We start from the raw sequence: 21,667 nt of genomic DNA on the forward strand, positions 1-21,667 counted from the left end.
CTCATGGGTGGTTGGTGTCTTGGGGTTTGTCAGATGTCTTATTGCCGCCAGTCCGGATCGCACCGGCGATCTCATCGGGGGCGGGCGTGCTGTTACCTGTCGCGGGAGCTTTGAGCGGCAGGTCATAGGTAATGGTTGCCCCATAGGCTTCCGGGGCCTGAGGGTCATGCCGGATCTTGTCGAAGACCAGTAACCGCGTTCCGAGCTTGAAGGCTTCGTGGATGTCGTGCGTAACCATGAAGATTGTCATGCCAAGATCGCGCCAGAGCCCGAGCATCAATTCATGCATATCAACCCGGATACCCGGGTCGAGGGCGCCGAAAGGCTCGTCCAGAAGAAGAATGCTTGGTTTTTTGACGAGCGCCTGCGCGATCGCAAGCCGCTGTTGCATGCCGCCAGAAAGCTGGGAAGGGTACTTTTCCGCCGCTGCCGCCAGTCCTATGCGCTCAAGCACTTCTTCAATTTCACCGAGCGCAGCCCGTTTCGCGGCTCCGAAGAGTTTCCCTGTATAGGGTGCTGCTTCAAATTCCTTTGCAAGGATCAGGTTTTCAGCAACGGTCAAATGGGTGAAAACGGAATACTTCTGGAAGACGATGCCCCGGTCCGGTGTCGGCTCCTCAGGAAGCGCATCGCCATCAAGGAGTATCTCGCCTCTTGTAGGATGTTCTTGCGACAACAACATGCGCAAGAATGTAGATTTGCCGCAGCCGGACGCGCCAACAATCGTACAAAACGCGCCCTTGTCGACGTCAAGCTCAATCCGTTCGAGCACGGGCGTGCCATCGTAGTATTTCGAAACACCTCTGACGCGAAGCTTAGGATCCGTGTGGGCGCTCATAGCGCATCACCTCCGGCGTGATGCCAGCGGAACGCCCGCCGGGACAACAGCAGAAGCAACCTGTCGAGGAGAAAGGCAAGCAACGTGATCCAAAGAACATAGGGAAGGATCACGTCCATCGCGAGGTAGCGTCTTACAAGGAAGATTCTGTAACCCAGCCCGGTGGTCGAGGCGATCGCCTCCGCGGAAATCAGGAAAATCCAGGCGGGGACGAGGCCGAGCCGGAGCGCTGTGATCAGTTTGGGCAGCACCTGGGGCAGAACAAGCCGTGTGATCATTTGCCAGACGGTTGCGCCGAGCGTTTCCGCCTTGATGATCATCTCCCTTGGAATATCGAGAACCGCCTGTGCCGTGGAACGGATCATCACAGGTGCTGTTCCAATGACGATCAGAGCAATCTTTGCAACTTCGCCGAGGCCAAACGTAATGAAGAGGATCGGCAGAATGGTTATCGGGGGGATCAGGGAAAAGGTCGCCAGATAGGGCGCAAGAGCACTCCTGACATGGGGAATGAAGCCGATAGCTATGCCGAGCGAGAGCGCCATGACAGTGGAGACAGCCATTCCGGTCCCGAGGCGCCATAGGCTGTCAATCGTATCCACCCATAGAAGAAGATCACCCGACCGCCTGTCCGGGATCGCCGCCATGCGCCAGAAGGCTGCCCCCATGCTTTCCAGCGACGGCAACAGCTTGTCTGCCGGATTTTCCAAACGCCGGTAATGGCTTGCCACCGAATAGACGATGATGGTTGCCACAAAAGGCAAAGCACCAAGGGCAAGAGCGGTCACCCGGGAAGGTTTCCGGTTGATGATACGCATGGCAGGTCCTAGCAGGGTGCGGGAAGGCGACCCGGCCGAATTTCGGCCGGATCAGTTCGTCCAGACGAAGCTCAGAGTGCGCCGTCTGCCGCCATTTGCATGTAGCTTGGATCAAAGCGAAGCTTCACGTTGTTCGCATCGCCATAGATCGACCCGTCAGGGAACGACACGCCCACAAACTCAGGGCTCGGAGCACCTTCACCAAGGATTCCCTTGTCATAGAGAAATTCGGCAACGAACTTCATCGTGGCCGGCAACTCGGCCGCCTTGGAAAATTCGACAGCCTCCGCAGGCGTATAGAACATCTTGGTGGTCGCCAGCTGGGCGTCATACCCGGCCAGATCCGTGCCAGACGCCTCCGCCATCGCCGTACGGGCGGCAATCCCGGCGTCCGTATCGCTCGACATTATGGACATCAGTTCATACCACGCGCCGACAAGCGCTTTGCCGAAGTCCGGATTGTCCGCAAGCGTTTCAGTGTTGACCATCATGATGTCGATGATTTCACCCGGAATGCCGGCGCTGTCGAAGACTTTGGTTGCATTCGGCTGAGCTTCTATTTCGGAAAGAAGCGGGTTCCAGGTCACGACCGAAGTGACGTCCGCGGTCGCGTAAGCGGCGATCATGTCGGCGTCGGAGGTATTGATAACGGTGAGGTCTTTTTCAGACAAGCCGACCGTGTCGAGTGCGCGTGCCAGAAGATAGTGGGAAACGGAGAGTTCAACCAGGTTGACGGATTGGCCCTTGATCTCGGCAAGATCGGTTTTGTCTTTTAAAATGATGCCGTCGTTTCCGTTGGAATAGTCACCGACAATCAGCGCGGTCGTATCGACACCGCCACCGGCAGGGATCGACAGGGCGTCCATGTTGGTCATTGAGCAACCATCATATTCGCCGGCTGTATACTGGTTGATGGATTCGACATAGTCGTTGATCTGCACGATCTCGACGTCAATCCCGTATTTGTCGGCCCATTTTTTCATGATGCCGCTATCTTGCAGATACCCCCAGGGCATCCAGCCGACATAAATCGACCAGCAGACTTTGAAGTCTTTCTTTTCCTCGGCCTGTGCTGATGAAATGGAAAGCGGCAACGAAAGAGCTGCTGCTATGAGGGAAGCTTTGGCAAACGATTTCAACATGTGTGCGCGTCTCCTGTCTTAAGCCCGGTGGAAGGAACCGGTTGAGCTTGCGTCATGAGTTTCTTGCGCACGTCCGGGAGCAGGTTCGCGCGCGCGAAACCTCGTGCAGTAGTCTCCCGGGTTTTTGTCCCGCCGTGTCACCGGACTGTTCTGACCATGGCCATTCTTTTCCGGCTTGCGCCTCTCGGTCCTGCGTTTTTGGAAACCGGATCCCTAGGCGCGCTGCACGCCTTTATCGTTGCAAACCGAATGCCAAAATCAAAATCAGAAGAAATATATCATTAAATGCAAACACTTGATAAATTTGACGAGCCACAAAGCTGAGTGCACCGCCGACGCTTGGCTGACCTATCTGATCAAAAAGTAGGCATCGGTGAGGAGAAATCAGTCACTTCGCTGCACGTGAACTGACGCATTATGAACCAAAATGACGAAAGGCGGATCATGCATTATGGGGCCGAGGCGAGGGGACTACCCTTGGCGCTCCAACTTTGGACACCGCATACGCTGTCACGAAGCCTTGTAGTCCTTGACCTCGGTGACATCCGACCCGAGAACCTTGTCTATTTTGCATTTGATCTCGGCACGACGGTCCTTCAGTCGGCAGATTGAACGCGCAGTCTCGACAAATTCGGCGCTGTAATCGCCGTTTTTCTCAAGCTCGCGGATCCTGTTTTCACCGTCCCAAAGCGTGTTGTTGATATCCTTGAGTTCGCCAACCTGATCCGAAATCTCTGCGAGCCTGGGGACCGAGACGAAAGCGATGGCTCGAAACTCGGCCAATGCCTCATTGACGATCTCCAGCTTGTCCGGATCCTTGATCCTCTCACCCTTGATTTCCAGGATCGTCAGTCGATCAAAGAAATCACCGTAAGACACCGGTATGCTGATGGACATGTCGGTCGTTTCATCCAGCTGCAATTGAACCCTGTTTCAATACCGTAGCGGAAGAATCGGGCAAAACGTCAAGACCGTATTTCACCCCCGCAAAAACTACCAACAGGCAAGCGCTTACAATCAAATCAACGAGCGCCTATGGATATGCAAGTTCCAAAGTTTGTTGCGCCCGTTTGACTATTTCCGCATCTGGCAGTTCAGATAAGTCCAGGGCGGGTTGCGCACCGTTTAGCGCCATGATCACCGGTTGACCTGTGTACGGGACCAGGTTGAACCATTGATTGAACTGGCCCTGGGGAAGGCCGTTTTCGGGCGTCGCAATCCATGTGACATCCGCGTCCCAGAAAACCTCATCATAGCGCAAGTAGACCTTATCCAAGGTGCCCATTCCCAATTTGACAATCGCATCCACTTTTTCGCGCGGCAATGGCGGGGAGAAGGCAATTGCTCCATTTTTCAATACACCAAGGGATGTCGTTAAGATCATTGCGTCGAACGAGTGATGTTGCCCGGTCTGGTCTTGCAGCTGGACGCTGTTTTCCTCGACAACGACGTTGGTCACGACATGCCCCAATCGAATGTCGATGTTGTCTGGCACCGCATTCAACAGTTGATCATAACCGCCGGGCAAAATCACTTCATCGCCGCCGTAATCTGAATCCCGCCAATACGCCAAACTGTTGATTTCATTCATGTCAGCGCCAGCGGTGTGTTGTACCGACACGACGTTTTCAAGCCACTCCGGAACATCGGCATCATCAATTCTCCGACCATCGCCACCACGCACGATGTAGTTCTTTGACGTTGCCTTCATTTCAAGCCCAAGTGAGCCAGCAAGATCCGTCAATGGATTGCCGTCCGCACCGTGGATCCAGCTTGCGCCTAGATCGAAAGGTGTTCCGAGACTGTTGTCCGTCCAGATCCGACCGCCAATACGATCACGCGCTTCAAGGACGGTGACATCATATCCTTCCCCTACAAGGGCTGTCGCAGCAGTAAGACCGCTCGCACCCGCACCGACAATGCCAACGGTGTTGGCGTCAGTTTCGAAAACAGCCTCTGCAGCGATTATCCCGGACTCGTACGCAGCATGGACGGAACTGTTGTAGTTGGGGTGCGTTGCTTCGCCCGCAAAGAACAATCGGTCCCTGAAAGGTTCACCCAGGACTGCGTGATGACGTCTTTGCGCACCTTTGGCCACATACGAATAGGAGCCAAGACTATAGGGGTCACGGCTCCAGTTTGTCCGAATGTACCCAGTGGCAACGCGCCTGCCTTGCTCCGCGTGCGCCAGTGGAACGAAACCCGAGGCCAAAACGCCCAATGTCATGTTCAAAAAGCATCTGCGCCGCAATGCCGGACCTCATGGTTTTGGCTGCAGTTTCAAACCGCTATTGGATAGGGTTCAACATAATCGATGATGCGCAGTTGTGTAGATGTTCAGTTGGCGCCGTACGAAGTAAATTCGCTACCATGGCAGCCCTTAAATCACGCTACTCACAGTGCCGGATAAGAACGTCAATTGAAAAAAAAACCTGATCCGACCTTTGACTTTCCAGAGACTGAAACGGCAGCGCTCCTGCCTTTACTAAGCCCCTCCAAGATATTTTTAGGGTGCCTGATTTTCCCGCGTTTGCCACGTGTAAACATCAATTGGTTCGACCAAATGTTCTCTTTATGTTCTTTGATGTCGCACCCGTGGTGTTGAGCAAGACAAAAGGTCGGGGAGATCGGGTTCAGTTTTCAACCTTTAGCCACTTTCTTGGATTCCAGCGAGATTGAATCGACAGCCATTTAAATGCCGTCTTGTTCGCTGGATAGATAGTGTCTGTGTTCATGTCGAGAACCCGATCACCGTCATCGGTGCGGACGATCAGGACGATGCGTGGCTCGCCTTTGTTCTCTACAAACGCATATCTCATGGAAGAGGCAGGAATTCCGGCCGCGATCAGCTTGGGGCGTTTCTCGATCGCGTAATCCTCACAATCCCCTACGCCGTCTGCGGCCTTCCAGTGATCATGAAGATACCGGTCCAGAACATACCGGGTGCCTCTGTTCACCTGAGTGTTGATCTCGACGAGCGTGTCTTTCCACTCGTCCTTTGAAATCATATCCAAGCGCCCGGCTTTTCCACAGTCCGATTTATGATTCTGACAAAACGCCGAAAAGCCGTTCGGCACGCGCCAGTTTTCGTTTCCATTTGTCCGAATACAAAAATCTGCCGCGATGGCTGGGGAGTATGATTCGATCAGAACCCAGCCGAAAAGACCATGGAACAAAGCAAGACTACTGGTGGGACTTTGGTGGGACTTTTGACTCGGTTTCCCCACCAAGCATCGGATTTAACCGAGTTTTGTCTCATGACTTCGCGTGTCAGAGCAAAGCCACAGAAGGAAATTTCATTAGAAATCCAAGGGGTTGGTGGCGGTGAGGGTGGGATTCGAACCCACGGTACGCTCTCACGCACGGCGGTTTTCAAGACCGCTGCCTTAAACCACTCGGCCACCTCACCTAAGCAGCCATAAAGACGTGAACGCTGCTGCCAGAGCACCCGTTTCCTTCGTCCTGACTGGAAAGTCAAGAGCTCTCTTTCGAACCCATTGCGAAAACGGAAAAATTCGTGTGGAAGGCAAATTTTTGGTGAAGGCCTTTGGCATGTTCCGGGCCTGTGCGCAGCAGGGTGGGGTAGGGCAGGACGTGCGCGGCGGCGCCGGAACATAACCAAAGTGTGAGGGCCGCCGGTCCGGTGTCGTGGGCAGGGTTTTGAACCGGCGGCCAAAGCTGGAGGTGGGGTCCAGCATTGCTGTGACAGGGCGGTCATCAGCAATGAGGTCAACCTACGCGGAACTGCCAATGGCGGATGTGACCTACATCACATCATGAGCATTTGACGATTTTTCCCATACTGTCACCTGTGTGCAACAGCCAAAAACCGCAAATGATTGATCAACTTTCCTGTTTTTTTTCAACGCATTACAAAGACACGAACGATAGGCGGATAAGTTGATTACTGTCAGGGCGGCAGTGCCGGCGCTGCGTGTTGATAACTCGTGTTTCAAAAGCCTCGACGCCTCATTTACTTTGAAGTAATAAACTTGCGATTTAAACAGGCGCTATGTGTGGGACGCACCGCGGGGGCAGTGTGTCATGAGGAACCGGTCCGCAGGATCGGGCCGCAGCCTGGGAAACGGCAAAAATGCCGGGGTATCGCGTGAGCTGCGGGGCCGCCAACGCGTAGGTGAGTAGGACGGCAGAATGCAAGGGACAGGCGGGCAGACTTGCCGTAAGGCAGGATCGTCTTCGGGGAAATCGATTTCAAGCTGCAACAAAAACGGCTGGCGCCAAGTACGAGCCGGCCTTTTGACGATTGCAGCCGTTTCGTTCGTTGCGGCTTGCAGCTCCGCACCCGAAAAACCAAAAGCGAAGTTCAGCCCGGAAAAATATGGCGTTAAAGCCAGCCCGCGCATGGTAGCTGCAGGAAAGCCTGTTCCCAAGGGTGGTGGTCGCTACGTGGTCGGCAAGAAATACAAGATTGCCGGCAAGTGGTATTACCCGGAGCACGATCCGAACTACAAGAAAACCGGTTTGGCCTCCTGGTACGGCCCGACATTCCACGGCCGCAAGACCGCCAACGGTGAGATTTTCGATCGGAACGCGCTGACAGCTGCGCATACGACTATGCCGCTGCCGTCTTATGCAAAGGTGACAAACACGGCGAACGGGCGGTCAATGATCGTGCGCGTCAACGATCGCGGACCTTTCCACGGCAATCGCATCATTGACCTGTCGGAGCGGGTCGCCACGATGCTCGACACAAAATCCGCTGGTGTCGGCAAGGTGAAAGTTGAATATGTCGGCCGCGCGCCGCTGCATGGTCAGGACGAAGAATACCTGATGGCGTCCTACAGCGGCCCGGGTTCCGTCGTGCCGGGCGGAACGCGTCCTGGCACTTTGCTGGCGCAAGCCACGCCACCGCAAATCATTTTCGGCAAGGTTCCCGCACCGGCTTCGCGGCCCTATCTTGCTGCGACAACCGCATCCGCAGCGCAGCCGGGCACCACGGTCGCTGCTGCATTTGATCCGGCAATCGCGTTTGAAGCGGGTAATCCGGCGATACGTGTCGCGTCCAACAACCGCTTCCAGCAGGGCCCGACAACGCACTCGTCCGGCTTTGCGCCGCAGGACAAAGCGCAAACCTTCCCGGCTCCGGTCACTTCGAACGGTTTTCAAGGTGGGAGCGCGATCTCGTCCTACACCGCCAATCAGCGCATTTCCGAAGCGCACGGCGTCTTGTCCACAATGACCGCATCGGGCCTTTCCATGCGGCAATTGGCTGCTAAACTCCCGGCGAGCGAATAACTTAACCGCTGCAGCAGTCCGTTTGCTCCTCACTTTCAAGCAAAGCAGCGGGGCAGGGTGACACATGGTCTGGCCACTGGCTGAAAACATCACGTCGGCGCCTCGGGCAGCATTCGCCCAGGCAATCACGGTGGTTTTTGCGATCATGGCAGGGCTCGCGACAAGCCCTTCCCTGGCAGTTGAATCGATCGTGACAAAGGCGCCCAAAGCCTATCTGCTGGAGCCCGAATCCGGCACGGTGCTTTATTCCAAAGCTCCCGATGAGACCTTTTCACCGGGCTCTCTCGTCAAAGTCATGACCGCCACCATGATCTTCCACCTGATCAAGGAAGGTGAGGTCCGGCTAGACCAGCTTTGCACTGTAAGCGAACATGCCTGGCGCACCGGCGGCGCACCGTCGAGAAAATCCACAATGTTCGCCGCAATCAAATCGGAAATCGCGGTTGAAGACCTGCTGAAAGGCCTGCTCGTTCACAATGCAAATGATGCAGCCATTGTCCTGGCTGAATGCGTTGACGGGTCGGAGAGCGCCTTTGCCGACCGCATGAACGCGTTTGCCGCGACGATCGGTATGACCAACAGCCGGTTTACCAATCCAACGGGATTTGAAGACAAACCCAGCAGTACAACGGTGAGGGACCAGGCGGTGCTTGCAGAATACGTCGTTGAAACGCACGGCGATCTCTACGAGTTGTTCGCGCTCCCGGAATTCACCTGGAACAAGATTTACCAGAGAAACAAAAACCCGTTGCTCGGCGAGATCAGAAACCTCGATGGGCTGGGCGGTGGCAATGATCCTGAGGATGGATATTCGGGCCTTGCATCGGTTGACCGCAACGGACGGCGGATCATAGCAGCTGTGGCCGGCCTCAACTCCGACAAACACCGTCTTCAATCGCTCAACGAGATCATTGGCGGTGCCTGGGAATTCTACGCCGTTGAAACCATATATGCCACCGGCGAGGAAATTGCCGAAGCACGTGTTTTCGGGGGCACGGAAAGCACGGTGCCTCTGGTCGCTTCCACCGATATCGATGTTCTGCTGGCCCGCGGAGGAAGCCTCGATTACCGGATCCGAGTCGTCTATGAAGGTCCGTTCAAAGCACCCGTGAAAAAAGGCACGCCGGCGGGCGAACTCCGGGTGATCGGCAAGGAAGGTGTTGTCTACCGGGCACCTTTGGTGACTGGCGCCGATGTTCCAGCTGGAACGATGATGAACAGAGCCGTGGACGGGCTGCAGGAGCTGTTGTTTGGCTGGATTGGATAGAAGTTTGCTTCGACCCATCAACATCTGCCGAAAACACTGTTAAAAGCTTTTCGAACAATACCGGACCGGAATCGGTTTCAGCTTGCGAGTGGAGGCGGGGAACGCTTGCCTGGACATTTCATAACTTTTGAGGGCGGAGAGGGCGCAGGCAAATCTACGCAAATTGCCCGGCTGAAGACATTTCTGGAAACCAACGGCAAGTCCGTCATTGTCACACGCGAACCCGGCGGCTCACCAGGCGCGGAGAAAATTCGCTCGCTGCTTCTTTCGGGAGAGGCCAAAGACCTCGGTCCAAGAGGCGAAGCGATGCTGTTTGCGGCGGCCCGTGCTGATCACGTTGACGCCCTGATAAAACCGGCTCTTGAACGCGGTGACTGGGTCCTTTGCGACCGGTATGCCGATTCCACTCGCGTTTACCAGGGAGAAGCGGGGGTCGATCAGGAATATCTGAAGCTGCTGGAAACAGCAGCGGTTGCAGGCTTGAGGCCCGAATTGACGATCCTGATTGATGTGCCGCCGGCGATCGGACTAAGCCGGGTCGCGAAGCGGTCCCAGACCGATAACAGTGGCGGACCCGACCGCTTTGAAGACGAGGCGGTTGCCGTGCACGAACGCCGACGCAAGCTGTTCCTTCAGCTGGCTCTTGAAGAAGCCTATCGCTTCACCATCGTGGACGGCTCCCGGGATCAGGACTTTGTTGAAAAAGCAGTCCAAACCGCGGTGCGCGAAGCGTTTTCGCAAGACCTTGGCGGTACGAACGAGACGGTGCCGGCAACGCAGGTGTCACGCTAATGGCCCGCAGGAACGAACCGGTCGACATTCCGCAAGTCGATGAATTGCCAGGCTATCCGCTCCCGCATGAACGCGGGCGCTTGATTGGGCATAGAGCAACCGAGCAAGCACTCCTTGAGGCCTATCGCTCGGAGCGCCTGCATCATGCCTGGATCCTTGGTGGCGCAAAGGGTATAGGCAAGGCAACCCTTGCCTTTCGTTTTGCAAAGTTCGTCATCGCCAATCCGGATCGCTTCGGCGGGATCGTCACCTCTGCGCCGGATCTCGGCGTTCCCGATGATCATGCTGTTTCGCGGCAGGTGATCTCAGGAGGGCACCCCAACATTCTTCATCTGCGCCGTCCCTGGGACGACAAGGCAAAGCGCTTCAAATCCGATCTGCCTGTCGACGAAGTCCGGCGCACGGTGTCTTTTTTCGGAACCACGGCGTCCGCAAAAGCTTGGCGCATCTGCATTGTCGACGCCGCCGACGACATGAATGCAAGCTCGGCCAATGCACTCCTCAAAATTCTGGAAGAACCGCCGGAACGCTGTCTGTTCCTGGTGCTCAGCCATGCGCCCGGCCGTTTGCTGCCGACAATTCGCTCCAGATGCCGACGTCTCGACATGCCGTCGCTGTCCGCCGATGAGATTGCAGATGGCCTCCGGGAACTCTGCGATGATGACGTACCGTCCAATGATGACCTGATGGACCTTTCACAAACGGCAGATGGAAGCCTGAGGTCCGCGATAACGCTTTTGTCCGGCGACGGCTTGAAGATCGCAAAGGGCGTTCGGCAACTGGCCGACAATGCCGGTCAACTTGATCTGGCGGCGGTTCACGCTCTGGCTGACCTTGTCGCCGCCCGGGGCCAGGCCGACAATTGGGACAGTTTTCAGCATGTTGTGGACGTTTGGCTGCACGATCGCCTGCGAAAAGACATACATACGGGCATTCGCGCTGCCTATCGCTATGTCGAGCTTTGGGAAAGTGTAAAACGATCCATCAACGCATCCGACGCGCTCAACCTCGATCGCAAACAAGTGGTGCTCGATTTTTTCTTTGCACTGCGCGCGACCTGAAGCATGAACCTCTTGGGATTTTACGCAAATCCGGGTATCACATCGCGCTGAACGGCCACTAGGGTTTCAGGATATTTCAGTTCAGGATGCTTCATGCTCGTTGACAGTCATTGCCACCTCGATTTCCCGGACTTTGACGGCGAACGGGACGAATTGATTTCCCGTGCGCACGAAGCAGGCGTCGACCTGATGGTGACAATCTGCACCCACATCAAAAAGTTCGACCGGATCAAGGCCATCGCCGAGGAATACCCCGAGGTCTACTGCTCGGTTGGAACGCACCCGCACAATGCCGGGATTGAGCGCGGCATTCCGGTGGACGAGATTGTCGCCCTGGCTGCGCATCCCAAAGTCGTCGCGATTGGCGAAGCCGGTCTCGATTACTTCTACGACAAGGCCCCGCGTGACGCTCAGGCGGAAGGGCTTCGCACACATATTGAAGCCGCGCGCCAAACCGGATTGCCGCTTGTGATCCATTCGCGCGACGCGGACCAGGACATGGCCGAGATACTGCGCGACGAAATGGGGAAGGGGGAGTTCCCGGCCCTTTTGCATTGCTTTTCCTCAGGCCGTAAGCTTGCAATGACAGGAATAGAATTGGGTCTTTACGTCTCATTCTCAGGTATCTTGACGTTCAAGAAATCGGAAGAACTCCGTGAAATCGCAAGAGAATTACCGGCTGACCGACTTCTCGTGGAAACAGACGCACCTTACCTTGCCCCACAGGCCCGGCGCGGCAAGCGAAACGAACCCGCATATACCGCTATGACTGCGGCGGTTCTCGCGCAAACCCGCGACGTCTCGGAAGAAGAGATTGCGCAGCAGACGACAGAAAACTTTTTCCGGCTCTTCAGAAAAGTCCCCAGACCCGACAGCCTTGCCTGGGCCGGTCCGCAATGAGCGTGGAACTGACGGTTCTCGGCTGCGGATCCTCGGCAGGTGTGCCGCGCATCGGCAATGACTGGGGCGTCTGCGATCCGAACGAGCCCAAAAACCGCCGGTCGCGATGTTCACTTCTTGTTGAAAAACGTGGCGAATATGGCTGCACAACGGTTCTGATCGATACTGGGCCGGATCTCCGGCAGCAGATGCTCACGGCCAATGTCGCTCACGTTGACGCGGTCCTTTATACGCATTCTCACGCTGATCATCTTCACGGCATCGACGATCTGAGAGCCTTCTGGTTGTTCAGCCGGAAAAGGACGCCGGTTCATATGGACGCCTATACATATGAACGCGCACATGCGGCCTTCGCGTATTGTTTTGAAACCCCGGCCGGGTCAAATTATCCGCCGATCCTGGAACACAAGTTGATCGAGCCCGATACGGCAATCGACATCGTCGGCGACGGCGGCACGCTCACGTTTGAGCCGATCTTGGTTAGCCATGGCGAAATCGATGCCTTGGGATTTCGCATCGACAATGCGGCCTACATTCCGGACGTTTCCGACATCCCCGAAAACAGCCTCAAGAAGCTGAAAAACCTGAATATTCTGCTTCTTGATTGCCTGCGCAGAAACCCGCACCCAAGCCACTTTTGCCTCGAAGAATCGCTTGAGTGGACGCAGCGGATCGGCCCGAAAAACGCGGTCTTTACCAACCTGCATTGTGATCTCGACTATGCGACATTGCAAAGCGAATTGCCCGAAAACATCGAGACGGCGTTTGACGGCATGAAAATTGATCTGGCAGCGCTTACTGAAGTCATCAGCCGCCCAGAAGATGCCAGATAAACGCACGCCGAAATTGCCGACCGTTGAACGGCTGACCAGGGCAGCTTTGCATTATCTGGAGCGTTACAGTTCGTCTCAAGAGAACCTGCGAAAGGTTCTGGAACGCCGCGTTCTGAAGGCCTGCCGGGTTCACGAACGCGACCCGCAAGACTTTGCAGATCACATTCAGGCAGTCATCGAGAAATGCCTCAGCGCCGGTCTCATAAATGACCGGATTTACGCGGAAACGAAAACCGCCAGTCTTAGACGCCGCGGCGGATCAAGACGCAAGATCGAGGCGCAGTTGTCCGCCAAGGGCGTTGACCGCACAACAATAGAGGGTGTGCTCAACGACGACCAGCATTCCGATGCCGAAGCCGCACGGGTCTATGCACGCCGGCGGCGTCTGGGACCGTTTCGAAATCGCGCCGACAGAAACGATCGGCGTGACAAAGATCTGGCAGCGATGTGCCGGGCGGGATTTTCCTTCGCGGTTTCCAAAGCGATTGTCGACGGCACGGCCGAAGACGACGGCTCGAATTGATCGGACATAAAAAGAGCCAGCGACGCACAACGCGGCCAAGCCATTGGAATTGCTGCTTTTGCAGATCTAAAAATATTCCATAATATTGATTATGCGAATTAGACGTGTCAATGGAACCCGTCCCCTTTGGGCCTTTGCGTTCGGCTTTGCGTGCAGTCTGCAGCGTTCGAAAAGGTTCAAGCGAAAGTCAAATCGGCGCGTTCAGAGCCGTTGATGGTTTTTGCGGCCATGCATTTGAGCATCATAGAAAGTCAACGCCCGCTCGACAGGCTGCTACGACTGCGTTCAGGTTTGATTTGTGGCAGCGCTGATAAAAGGCTCTCGCTTCCAACGGCATGTTTGAAGACACCACGACAAAGTCCTCTAGTTGAAATCGTGGCTGTTCGCTCAGCCCTTCAGTCGCTTGTGACACGTTTGGCAAAACGCGGATTGCGTCACGCAGTTTCGAAAAATATTCTATGTTCCTGTCGATGATTTCCGGGTCGGCTGTTTGCCCATGCGCGAGAATGGCGTGACGCGGATGCAATTCGCGGATTTGCTTCAGCGATAAACAAAGATTGCGAAGATCGTCTGGCGACTGGCTCCAGACTTCCGGAATTGGATCTTCGACCGCATCCACCGCCAGGCAGGTTCGCAGTTCTGGTATCCAGACTGCAACATGGTCCGGAGTATGCCCGGGCGTATGGATGAGTTCGAGTGTCAGATCACCTCCATGCAACGACATGGTTCGCCCTGAGAACGTCATCGTTGGCGGAACAATTTCAACCTCTTGAAAGCGGGCTTCTTGTGATCTTTTTTCTGCCAGTTCCTGCCCGGTGTTAGGGTCCTGCAAGCGTTTGATCGCTTCACTGTGCGCAATGATTTGCGTGTCAGCGTCAAGCGCGGCGTTGCCCCAATAATGGTCCCAATCCATATGGGAGTTGATGACGACGAGTGGTCGATCAGTGAGCCGGTCGGCTAACAGTTCCAATGCCCGGGCGCATAAGCCAGGGGTCGCCAAAGTGTCCACCAGCACGCCAAATCGCTCGGTGAGCACAAAAACACTGTCAACCTCGTCGCCGGCCCTGACGACAACGATCCGCTCGTCGAGACCTTCATAAGTAACCAGCTCCAGATCAATGTCGGTCACAGCACGTTCAGCCTTTCAAGATTAGTCCACATCAATGCCTTTAGTCGGGCGAGCTTTGAATTGCCTGTAACGCAGGACTTGCCTTTACTCGGCAGCGCAAAACGCGCTGGCCAGACACAATAGACATAAGCAGCAAACCTGGCGTTATTTGAAACCCTTACCCTGAGGCAACATTTAACCCTCTGTTTTGTATGAAGGTTTTCACTACACGGACACGCATTAAGCTCGCATGTGGTCGCTCGCGGCTGGATCTTTGGAGCCGATGTCCTTCGCCAACACTGCGGCAAAGGACTTCGCTCAGTTACAAGGCTTTGCGGAAAGTCACCTTGTCATCGCCTACGGCCCAGAAATCACGGATACGGGCTTCTTCTGCATAGCCGTTTCGGGCATAGAACGCACGCGTCGCCGCGAACTGATTAGTGCCTGACGTATCCACGATCAAAATGCGCTGGCGCTTCTCTCTAAGCCGTTCTTCGACGGCTTTCACAAGACCGGTTCCAAGCCTCCTGCCCTGCAAGTCCGGTCGGACTGCAAGCGCAAGCATGTTCCAGGTACCGTCCGCCATTTCTTCAGGCACCGTGTAGCTGAAACCAACCGCCGTTCCGTTGAAATGACAGCTCAGCCAGATTCCTTTGTTTTCATCCGCAAGAGCCGGTGCAAGCATGTCGGATAGCATTTCGCTTGGAAACAATCCGGTCTGATCAAGGACGATTTGCAAGTCCGGAATGTCATCCGTTGTGGTTTGCTGAATGGAATGGTTTGTCATGAGTTTTGCCCTTCGCAGGTGTCGTTTTGAAGTTCTGCGAAACCGGCTTTGCACGGGGTGGCGGGGCCTGTTCGTCCGATGTTGGAATTGATGTGTGACTGCTTCTTCAAGCAGGTGTCACCACCATACGGCATCACGCACAAGACGCGCGGATCTTGATCTAATGTTTTCAATGGATTGTGTCTTGATCTTATGTCAGCAACAAAGATCCTCCGAACCCATGTTCGGAAGTCTGTTCATACAACCAGGTTCAATCGCGTGAACCTTAGCGGCGTACCGCAGTCTCAGACATAAAATCTCCATTGCCCCGCAGTTTTCCGGGACACTATCTTTTGGATAGACCAGGCTGTCGCCAGAAGCAAGCAGCGAGCGAGCTTGCGCCTAAATCTCTTTTTTCTTGTAGAACCATATTCAAGCTTGTTTTCGATCCAGTGAGTGCTCGTTTCGCATTGCAGGTGAAACCAACCTTCCCCTTTGCATGAACTAACTCATTGAGGAAAAGAAATAAAACTCAAGTGTGAAACCCAGCATCGCCCCAGAAGAGCCTTTCCCGGACCACACCCGACATACGCCTCCCAATCGAAAGTTTGACGCATTTCAGCGCCCTCACCCGGCCGTGAACCGGGTCGGCTCATTCAAGACTGCCAGAGCCCCGCAATTTTTGAAATTCAGGAACAATTCTGCGTTGAATTCAGAGCTACAGATCGTTGACCCGGCTTTGGGTGTCAGTTAGCCTTGATTGGCTCTGAAACACAGTTTAGTAGATTGTTTGGCATCCAGATCGCGGGTGTGAACTTTTGAATTTTCCGGACGAGCAGCAAATTTCTGACTATCTGGAGCGCGTGCGCGCTTCTGGAGCTCTGGGAAAGAGCAACCGCCGGCTGTTTCTGCTGGAACACCTCATTCGCGCCGAGGCAGAAGGCTCTGGCGGGCAGCTGAAAGCCTATTCCATTGGGCTTGATATCTTCGGGAAAGGCCCGGATTTCGATCCCCAGTCCGACAGCGTTGTCCGTGTGGAAATAGGACGACTGAGAACGGCGATCGCCGTATTTGAAAGCAGTGAGTTCGCCGACTGCGACCTGCAGGTCGAAATCCCCAAGGGCACCTACCGGCCGACGCTGACCAAAAGAACAATCGATGCACGGCAAACCGAGAGCATGGAGCGTGATGATGCTCCGGCGAGGCCTGCTCCCTTCAAGCCCTGGAAGCTCATTGCGGCCGCCGTTTTCATGGCCGTTTGTGTTGGCCTCGCCGTCTTCGGGCTTGGCTGGTTCGTGACACCTCAGGGCGATTCCAGAATTGCAGTGCAACTGGATGATTTTTCAGGTGCAAGCGGTCCAGAAACTGCAACGATTCTGCGCCGGGGGCTTTCGAACAACAAGGCGTTGTCAGTTCTGCTGGCACCTCAAAACGGTGATATTCATCCGGACGCGGCGTTCGTTGTAAGAGGGTCTGTTCAAGTCGACCCCGGCGAAACCCAGGTCGATATCGAACTCATCAACGCCGAAACCGATGCAATTTCCTGGTCCAAAACGATCCACATCGATGACCGGAGGGACTTTGACACGGCGATTTCCGAGCGCATCGGGCGCGAACTGCGCGTGCGCCTGTTTGGAGCGTCCAAGGAATTGCTTGAAGGACGCGATCCGGAAACTCTGACTCCCGAGCAGCTTTTCGTTATGGGCACGTGGGTACCCGGACCGGCGATCAACGCGGTCGAATGGGAACTGGAACGGGTACAGTTGATGGAAATTGCCCTCCGCAAGGATCCTGATTTCGGTGCTGCGCATTCGGTCGTTGCTGACAAGCTGGCATATCTGGCCAATGTTTATGGCCCGTCGAACACACCGGAGCTTCTGACAAAAGCCAGATGGCACGCACAAAGAGCCATGGAGCTCGCGCCACTTGATGCGAATGTTGTCTTCAACGTCGCGCAATCGCAATGGCACAGCGGATCGATCGCTCAAAGTCTGGCGACCATGAAGCGGGTCACGGAGCTGGACCCCAATCACGCGCTCGCCCGGTTTTTGGCCAGGATGATCCCCTATTCCTGCGCGGCAGCTCCCGATTCCGTCGTGGAACAGGCAATCGCGTTTGATAATGCTTTGTCTGCGGACAACCCTATCAGATGGCTTACGCTTACATGGATTGCGTGGCTGCACGCTTATCGAGGTGACTTTACCCTCGCCCTGGAAGCTGAACAGCGGGCAGCACTCATTTTCGAGATCCCCTATACCTTCATGCGACATGCCATGTTGCTGAATAAACTCGGCCGGCCGGAACAGGCGGCGGCGGTCATAGAACGGCAAAAATCGAACTGGCCCGACATCGATCCCGCGCATTTTTCAAGCGTTACGATTCCCCGCTTGTGCAGTGAACAACCAGACAGCACACGTTTCATCGAGCTGTATTCAGAGTTGGAAACAGCACTTCTAAATCAATAGAAGATCAATTTATTGATTTATTTTCAGACACTTACTAAAAATGTAACATGTGACATCTGTTGCGTTGCGTTCCCTATCGCTGCAAAAATACGTACAACTGCGTCTGTCAGTCACGATACTGAACGCAATCTGACGCAGCCCTTCGCACACCGATGGTTTCAACGGGGATTCCACCTCGTGTTGTGGCGCTGCGCCTTCTAAAGACACAGGATTACGGTATGGAAGAGCCCTTCGCAGAAGTTGAGGCGCTTGCCAAACTTATTTCTGAAAAAGCGCAGGCAATGGAGTACCCGGCAGGGCACGACGTTTGTCTGCTGATTGCGTCGGAATTGATCGAAACGGCTGGCAAATTGCTTGCAAGCCGAGAGACGGGCAATCGGGTTAGCGAGTTGATGCTTTTGTCTGCCCGCGTTGAAAATCTGATGAAAGCGCCTGCTTCTCGTTAGAGGTTCGACACATACATTCTTGGAAATTTAGGGGTCACGACACATGTCGTACGGGTTCATCCGTGGCAAACGGATTCTAGCGGTATGCGCTAACGAGATAAATGATGCTGGCGACAGAAAGATCGCTGATTCGCAGTCCTGGAATGTTCTGTACTGCGAAACCTTTGAAGAGCTCTTTGAACACGCCCGGGCAGGTTTGTTGGATGCCGTTGCGGTTCAGGCGAACCCGCACGACCAGAACTGCCCGCGGAAACTGTTGAACCTTTATGAATATCAGAAGGATGGTCGCCCGATTCTCGTCTCCTATTCTGCCAGCAATCCTGACTGGTTCGAGAACCTTGTCTATATATCGGGCGCCAATATTCATCTGAAGTACAAGCCCAGCCAGGACGAACTCATTGAGGCATTGGAAGTCCATATTCAGGGCGACACGCTCAAACAGGCTTCGGGCGAGTGAATGCTGACCGCAGGTTTGAATGGAGTGTTGCGAACACTAGTCCTCGAACCTGCCGCCACGCCCACGCATCTTCTTGATCTGACTTCGCTGTTTCTTGGCGTCCAGACGCCTCTTTTTCGACCCGAGCGTCGGTTTCGTGGCTTTTCGGGGCTTTGGTTTTTCCGTCGCCTTACGCAGCAATTCGATCAAGCGCTCTAGCGCATCCGCACGATTGCGCTCGCGCGTGCGATAGCGGTCTGCCTGAAGAACAATCTCCCCTTGAAGCGTCAACCGGCTGCCCGCCAACCTTGCCGCGCGCGATTTCACATCCTCAGGCAGCGTTTCGTTCGACGACAGATGAAATCGAAGTTGTACGGCGGTTGATACCTTGTTGACGTTCTGTCCTCCCGGACCGGACGCCCTGACGAAATCCTCCGAGATGTCACTCTTCAGAACAAAAAGCCGGGCGGTCACCGGGATGCGCGAAGACGCGTAGGGGTCATTCGTATCGTCTGCCATATTCAGCTGGGGGTGTCTTGTGGCGGTGTCAGACCGATCCCGTTCAAGATCAGGGCCGTAACCGAGGCAACAGTCTCGCGGAAGAAATCCGGATCGCTGAGATCCTTCCCGGTAAGAGCTTTGATCTGAATGGAGAAATCGGCATAGTGCTGCGTCGTCGCCCAGATTGTAAAAATAAGATGGGCCGGTTCCACACGCTGCATCTTCCCAGCAACGATCCAGTCCTCGATCACGGCAGACTTTTCAGTGACCAGTCGCTTGAGTTCACCCTCCAGAATGGGAAGGATCTGCGGAGCGCCCTGCATGACTTCATTTGCAAAAAGCCTGGACGCCTCGGGAAACTCCGCCGACATCTCGATTTTCTGACGGATATAGGCTGACAATTCCTGGGATGGCTCCCCATTCGGGTTGAGTGTCTTAAGCGGCGCGAGCCAGACTTCAAGGATATGCGCGAGTGTTGCCTTGTAGATCGCCTCTTTGGAGGAAAAATAATAAAGCAGATTGGATTTCGACATTCCCGCTTCCGCGGCAATCCTTTCAACAGTGGCTCCCGAAAACCCTTTTTTTGAAAATTCGCCCAATGCCGCATCCAGGATGAGGGACCGGTTTCTTTCCTGAATCCGGCTCAAGCCTCCATTCTTGTGTGTTTCTGAGCCCTGCCCGCTTAGACCTGTCATAAACTACTTCCGATCGCAGCCTGTGCGACTGCCTTTCCAGGTTCCTGTGATAACAGACCGGGCCACTGCGAACCCTGCCCCTTCCCCGATCACGAATGCGATTGACACCAATTGACCAGAAATTGGTCATGCCGACTGGAATTGCATCTTGACCATTTGGTCAAATCCCTCCTAGGGTAAATTGACCAAGTGGTCAGAAGGCTAGTCGAACAAAGGGTGCCCTGCAATGGGGAACTCTTGAAGAGAACCGGCGTTCTGACCATCATGAAAAAACGGCAGAAGCCGGAAAAGGCCGCACGGCCGACCAGAGATATACGGCACTTCTCAAAGAGGTAAAATACCCGTCGGAAGCGCCGGGAACAGCGTGGGGAGAGGATCAGCGCTGCCGGTTTCACCTTGCGTGCAACCGGCGTGACGCACGCTCCGTCTCCTTCACAATTGACCAGGAGCGGTCCATTCGACGGACCGAGGAGGACGCATGTCAGCATCAAGCCAGGCAGCAACCAACAATCTTGAAGCTTTTTGGATGCCCTACACGGCCAATCGGCAATTCAAGCAGGCACCTCGCATGTTCGTTGCCGCCAAGGACATGCACTACACAACGGCAGACGGACGCCAGGTCCTGGACGGAACGGCCGGCCTGTGGTGTTGCAACGCCGGACATTCGCGTCCGAAGGTCGTCGAAGCGGTTCAAAAGCAGATTGCGGAACTGGACTACGCCCCCGCCTTTCAGATGGGCCATCCCAAGGCCTTCGAACTTGCCGCCCGTCTTTCGGCAATGATGCCCTCACCACTCGACCATGTATTTTTCACCAATTCGGGATCCGAAAGCGTCGACACGGCACTGAAAATCGCACTGGCCTACCAGCGAGCCATTGGTCAGGGTACACGTACACGCCTGATTGGTAGAGAACGCGGTTACCACGGCACGGGCTTCGGCGGCATCTCGGTGGGCGGTATCGTGGCCAACCGCAGAACCTTCGGGACAATGCTGACCGGTGTTGACCATATGCGCCACACGCATGATCCGGAACGCAATGCGTTTTCGCGCGGAATGCCGGAAAACGGAGCCGAATATGCAGAAGACCTGATCCGCATTATCCAGCTGCACGACCCTTCCACGATCGCGGCTGTTATCGTTGAACCTGTCGCCGGCTCAACAGGTGTCCTCATTCCGCCGAAGAATTACCTCGAGAGGCTGCGCAAGATCTGCACCGATAACGGAATCCTTCTGATTTTCGATGAGGTCATCACCGGTTTCGGCCGCCTCGGATCGCCTTTCGCCACCGATTTCTTCGGCGTGACACCGGATCTGGTGACAACAGCCAAGGGTCTTACTTCAGGCGTCATTCCGATGGGAGCAGCTTTCTGCTCGGCCGACATCTACCAGGCATTCATGACGGGCCCGGAGCACATGATCGAACTGTTCCACGGGTACACCTATTCGGGCCATCCGGTCGCCTGTGCTGCCGCGCTTGCAACACTCGACACGTATGATGAAGAAGGATTGCTGACGCGCGCAGCCGATCTCGCCCAGCACTGGGAGGACGGACTTCATTCTTTGAAAGACTGTCCGCATGTCATCGATATCAGGAACCTCGGCCTGATCGGAGCAATTGAACTGGAGCCGATTGCAGGTGAGCCGACAAAACGCGCCTTCTCGGCTTTCCTGAAAGCCTATGATGATGGCATCCTGATCCGCACCACCGGCGATATCATCGCCCTCTCGCCGCCTTTGATCATTTCAAAGGACCAGATCGACGAACTGTTCGGGAAGCTTCGGTCGGTTCTGAATGCGATCGACTGAGCTGTAAGAACGA

General features: G+C 55.0%; 21 protein-coding genes, 1 tRNA gene and 1 riboswitch. Of the genes, 11 read left to right on the top strand and 11 right to left on the bottom strand.

Features of this window, described 5'->3' with window-relative positions:
* Nucleotide 1 precedes the first annotated feature (1 nt).
* From ABVF61_RS25440 to ABVF61_RS25470, 7 genes are all read right to left on the bottom strand, one after another.
* Nucleotides 2–838, bottom strand: coding sequence for an ATP-binding cassette domain-containing protein (locus tag ABVF61_RS25440; RefSeq protein WP_353996320.1), 837 nt, complete (start codon nucleotides 836–838; stop codon nucleotides 2–4).
* Nucleotides 835–1,656, bottom strand: a complete 822-nt coding sequence (locus ABVF61_RS25445; RefSeq protein WP_353996321.1) for an ABC transporter permease — start codon at nucleotides 1,654–1,656, stop codon at nucleotides 835–837. The genes ABVF61_RS25440 and ABVF61_RS25445 overlap by 4 nt, the downstream gene beginning before the upstream one ends.
* A gap of 71 nt (nucleotides 1,657–1,727) precedes the next feature.
* Entirely contained in the window at nucleotides 1,728–2,795 is a 1,068-nt protein-coding gene (locus tag ABVF61_RS25450) for a putative urea ABC transporter substrate-binding protein (protein ID WP_353996496.1), read from the bottom strand.
* 114 nt (nucleotides 2,796–2,909) lie between these two features.
* Nucleotides 2,910–3,026, bottom strand: a riboswitch (guanidine-I (ykkC/yxkD leader).
* 282 nt (nucleotides 3,027–3,308) lie between these two features.
* Nucleotides 3,309–3,695 carry a DUF6165 family protein gene (locus tag ABVF61_RS25455; protein WP_353996322.1) on the bottom strand — a complete coding sequence of 129 codons (387 nt, stop codon included), beginning with the start codon at nucleotides 3,693–3,695 and terminating at the stop codon, nucleotides 3,309–3,311.
* 136 nt (nucleotides 3,696–3,831) lie between these two features.
* Nucleotides 3,832–5,025, bottom strand: coding sequence for a flavin monoamine oxidase family protein (locus ABVF61_RS25460; protein ID WP_353996497.1), 1,194 nt, complete (start codon nucleotides 5,023–5,025; stop codon nucleotides 3,832–3,834).
* Between the two features lie 406 nt (nucleotides 5,026–5,431).
* Nucleotides 5,432–6,025, bottom strand: a complete 594-nt coding sequence (locus ABVF61_RS25465; protein ID WP_353996323.1) for a transglutaminase-like cysteine peptidase — start codon at nucleotides 6,023–6,025, stop codon at nucleotides 5,432–5,434.
* Nucleotides 6,026–6,117: 92 nt separating this feature from the next.
* Nucleotides 6,118–6,207: transfer RNA gene (locus ABVF61_RS25470), tRNA-Ser, on the bottom strand.
* Nucleotides 6,208–7,055: 848 nt separating this feature from the next.
* On the opposite strand from ABVF61_RS25470, the gene ABVF61_RS25475 reads away from it, so the two are divergent.
* From ABVF61_RS25475 to ABVF61_RS25505, 7 genes are all read left to right on the top strand, one after another.
* Nucleotides 7,056–8,054: a septal ring lytic transglycosylase RlpA family protein gene (locus ABVF61_RS25475; RefSeq protein WP_353996324.1), complete on the top strand. Its 999-nt coding sequence runs from the start codon at nucleotides 7,056–7,058 to the stop codon at nucleotides 8,052–8,054.
* Nucleotides 8,055–8,118: 64 nt separating this feature from the next.
* On the top strand, nucleotides 8,119–9,321 hold the full coding sequence (locus ABVF61_RS25480) for a D-alanyl-D-alanine carboxypeptidase family protein (protein ID WP_353996325.1): 1,203 nt from the start codon (nucleotides 8,119–8,121) through the stop codon (nucleotides 9,319–9,321).
* Between the two features lie 105 nt (nucleotides 9,322–9,426).
* Nucleotides 9,427–10,113: a dTMP kinase gene (gene tmk, locus ABVF61_RS25485; RefSeq protein WP_353996326.1), complete on the top strand. Its 687-nt coding sequence runs from the start codon at nucleotides 9,427–9,429 to the stop codon at nucleotides 10,111–10,113.
* Nucleotides 10,113–11,174, top strand: coding sequence for a DNA polymerase III subunit delta' (locus ABVF61_RS25490; protein ID WP_353996327.1), 1,062 nt, complete (start codon nucleotides 10,113–10,115; stop codon nucleotides 11,172–11,174). Before tmk ends, ABVF61_RS25490 begins: the two co-directional genes overlap by 1 nt.
* Nucleotides 11,175–11,267: 93 nt before the next feature.
* The gene (locus ABVF61_RS25495; RefSeq protein ID WP_353996328.1) at nucleotides 11,268–12,074 is read left to right on the top strand and encodes a TatD family hydrolase; all 807 of its coding nucleotides are present in this window, start codon (nucleotides 11,268–11,270) and stop codon (nucleotides 12,072–12,074) included.
* Complete coding sequence (locus tag ABVF61_RS25500; protein ID WP_353996329.1) at nucleotides 12,071–12,907, top strand: MBL fold metallo-hydrolase; 837 nt, start codon at nucleotides 12,071–12,073, stop codon at nucleotides 12,905–12,907. The genes ABVF61_RS25495 and ABVF61_RS25500 overlap by 4 nt, the downstream gene beginning before the upstream one ends.
* Nucleotides 12,897–13,430, top strand: coding sequence for a RecX family transcriptional regulator (locus ABVF61_RS25505; RefSeq protein WP_353996330.1), 534 nt, complete (start codon nucleotides 12,897–12,899; stop codon nucleotides 13,428–13,430). The genes ABVF61_RS25500 and ABVF61_RS25505 overlap by 11 nt, the downstream gene beginning before the upstream one ends.
* Before the next feature lie 241 nt (nucleotides 13,431–13,671).
* Here the strand turns inward: ABVF61_RS25505 and ABVF61_RS25510 are convergent, their stop codons facing one another.
* Together ABVF61_RS25510 and ABVF61_RS25515 are read right to left on the bottom strand one after the other, a co-directional pair.
* Nucleotides 13,672–14,559, bottom strand: a complete 888-nt coding sequence (locus ABVF61_RS25510) for an MBL fold metallo-hydrolase (protein ID WP_353996331.1) — start codon at nucleotides 14,557–14,559, stop codon at nucleotides 13,672–13,674.
* A 301-nt stretch (nucleotides 14,560–14,860) separates the two neighbouring features.
* Nucleotides 14,861–15,325, bottom strand: coding sequence for a GNAT family N-acetyltransferase (locus ABVF61_RS25515; RefSeq protein WP_353996332.1), 465 nt, complete (start codon nucleotides 15,323–15,325; stop codon nucleotides 14,861–14,863).
* 797 nt (nucleotides 15,326–16,122) lie between these two features.
* Between ABVF61_RS25515 and ABVF61_RS25520 the strand changes: the two genes are divergently transcribed.
* The 3 genes from ABVF61_RS25520 to ABVF61_RS25530 all read left to right on the top strand — a co-directional run bounded on the left by ABVF61_RS25520 (nucleotide 16,123) and on the right by ABVF61_RS25530 (nucleotide 18,672).
* Nucleotides 16,123–17,769 (top strand): hypothetical protein, encoded by a 1,647-nt coding sequence (locus tag ABVF61_RS25520; protein ID WP_353996333.1) that lies wholly within the window; start codon nucleotides 16,123–16,125, stop codon nucleotides 17,767–17,769.
* A gap of 218 nt (nucleotides 17,770–17,987) precedes the next feature.
* Nucleotides 17,988–18,215: a hypothetical protein gene (locus tag ABVF61_RS25525; RefSeq protein ID WP_353996334.1), complete on the top strand. Its 228-nt coding sequence runs from the start codon at nucleotides 17,988–17,990 to the stop codon at nucleotides 18,213–18,215.
* A 43-nt stretch (nucleotides 18,216–18,258) separates the two neighbouring features.
* On the top strand, nucleotides 18,259–18,672 hold the full coding sequence (locus tag ABVF61_RS25530) for a hypothetical protein (RefSeq protein ID WP_353996335.1): 414 nt from the start codon (nucleotides 18,259–18,261) through the stop codon (nucleotides 18,670–18,672).
* A 36-nt stretch (nucleotides 18,673–18,708) separates the two neighbouring features.
* On the opposite strand, the gene arfB is transcribed toward ABVF61_RS25530, so the two are convergent.
* Together arfB and rutR are read right to left on the bottom strand one after the other, a co-directional pair.
* On the bottom strand, nucleotides 18,709–19,170 hold the full coding sequence (arfB, locus tag ABVF61_RS25535; protein WP_353996336.1) for an alternative ribosome rescue aminoacyl-tRNA hydrolase ArfB: 462 nt from the start codon (nucleotides 19,168–19,170) through the stop codon (nucleotides 18,709–18,711).
* A 2-nt stretch (nucleotides 19,171–19,172) separates the two neighbouring features.
* A complete protein-coding gene (gene rutR / locus ABVF61_RS25540) occupies nucleotides 19,173–19,847 on the bottom strand; it encodes an HTH-type transcriptional regulator RutR (RefSeq protein WP_353996337.1) in 675 nt (224 codons plus the stop codon).
* A gap of 478 nt (nucleotides 19,848–20,325) precedes the next feature.
* Between rutR and aptA the strand changes: the two genes are divergently transcribed.
* Entirely contained in the window at nucleotides 20,326–21,654 is a 1,329-nt protein-coding gene (gene aptA / locus ABVF61_RS25545) for an omega-aminotransferase AptA (protein WP_353996338.1), read from the top strand.
* The last annotated feature ends 13 nt before the right edge of the window (nucleotides 21,655–21,667 follow it).

The sequence above is a fragment of the Roseibium sp. HPY-6 genome (genome assembly GCF_040530035.1).
Classification (GTDB): domain Bacteria; phylum Pseudomonadota; class Alphaproteobacteria; order Rhizobiales; family Stappiaceae; genus Roseibium.

Excerpts from the sequence above, each read along its gene's own strand:
- ABVF61_RS25500 (WP_353996329.1), top strand. The coding sequence starts at position 12,071 with ATGAGCGTGGAACTGACGGTTCTCGGCTGCGGATCCTCGGCAGGTGTG.
- ABVF61_RS25445 (WP_353996321.1), bottom strand. The coding sequence starts at position 1,656 with ATGCGTATCATCAACCGGAAACCTTCCCGGGTGACCGCTCTTGCCCTT.
- ABVF61_RS25505 (WP_353996330.1), top strand. The coding sequence starts at position 12,897 with ATGCCAGATAAACGCACGCCGAAATTGCCGACCGTTGAACGGCTGACC.
- ABVF61_RS25525 (WP_353996334.1), top strand. The coding sequence starts at position 17,988 with ATGGAAGAGCCCTTCGCAGAAGTTGAGGCGCTTGCCAAACTTATTTCT.
- ABVF61_RS25480 (WP_353996325.1), top strand. The coding sequence starts at position 8,119 with ATGGTCTGGCCACTGGCTGAAAACATCACGTCGGCGCCTCGGGCAGCA.
- ABVF61_RS25440 (WP_353996320.1), bottom strand. The coding sequence starts at position 838 with ATGAGCGCCCACACGGATCCTAAGCTTCGCGTCAGAGGTGTTTCGAAA.
- rutR (WP_353996337.1), bottom strand. The coding sequence starts at position 19,847 with ATGACAGGTCTAAGCGGGCAGGGCTCAGAAACACACAAGAATGGAGGC.
- ABVF61_RS25455 (WP_353996322.1), bottom strand. The coding sequence starts at position 3,695 with ATGTCCATCAGCATACCGGTGTCTTACGGTGATTTCTTTGATCGACTG.
- ABVF61_RS25515 (WP_353996332.1), bottom strand. The coding sequence starts at position 15,325 with ATGACAAACCATTCCATTCAGCAAACCACAACGGATGACATTCCGGAC.
- ABVF61_RS25495 (WP_353996328.1), top strand. The coding sequence starts at position 11,268 with ATGCTCGTTGACAGTCATTGCCACCTCGATTTCCCGGACTTTGACGGC.
- ABVF61_RS25530 (WP_353996335.1), top strand. The coding sequence starts at position 18,259 with ATGTCGTACGGGTTCATCCGTGGCAAACGGATTCTAGCGGTATGCGCT.
- ABVF61_RS25490 (WP_353996327.1), top strand. The coding sequence starts at position 10,113 with ATGGCCCGCAGGAACGAACCGGTCGACATTCCGCAAGTCGATGAATTG.
- aptA (WP_353996338.1), top strand. The coding sequence starts at position 20,326 with ATGTCAGCATCAAGCCAGGCAGCAACCAACAATCTTGAAGCTTTTTGG.
- arfB (WP_353996336.1), bottom strand. The coding sequence starts at position 19,170 with ATGGCAGACGATACGAATGACCCCTACGCGTCTTCGCGCATCCCGGTG.
- ABVF61_RS25460 (WP_353996497.1), bottom strand. The coding sequence starts at position 5,025 with ATGACATTGGGCGTTTTGGCCTCGGGTTTCGTTCCACTGGCGCACGCG.